The following is a 369-nucleotide window of genomic DNA, read 5'->3' as shown; positions in this document are numbered from 1 at the left end:
CCAGCGCATCGTCCCAGTCCTCATAAAGGCCCGCCGCCAGACCGGCGCAGATCGCCACGCCGAGGGCGCCCGCCTCCAGCGTCTGCGGCACCTCGACCCGGCGGCCCAGCACGTCGGACATGAGCTGCGCGAAATAGGCGTTGCGGCTGCTGCCGCCTGTCAGCCGGACCGACGGGATGGCATGCTCCGGGTCGAGCGTGTCGACGTGGTGGCGATGGTTGAAGGCGATGCCTTCGCCCACGGCGCGCAGCATGTGGCCGCGCCCGTGCCAGCCCCGCAGCCCGAGGAAGGCGCCCGGCACATCCACCCGGTGCGGAGAGCCGAAAAGATAGGGCAGATAGATGATCTCGGACGGGTCCTGCGCGATGG

The 369-nt window shown here is 70.5% G+C and carries 1 protein-coding gene; it reads right to left on the bottom strand.

What is annotated here, in order from left to right; genetic code table 11:
• The coding region (locus tag DQG17_RS21525; RefSeq protein ID WP_255415681.1) for an FGGY-family carbohydrate kinase at positions 1-369 on the bottom strand (369 nt) is incomplete at both ends.

It is taken from the genome of Tropicimonas sp. IMCC34043 (genome assembly GCF_003390845.1).
In the GTDB taxonomy this organism is placed as follows: Bacteria; Pseudomonadota; Alphaproteobacteria; order Rhodobacterales; family Rhodobacteraceae; genus Tropicimonas.
This window is presented reverse-complemented; position numbering and strand designations above follow the sequence as displayed.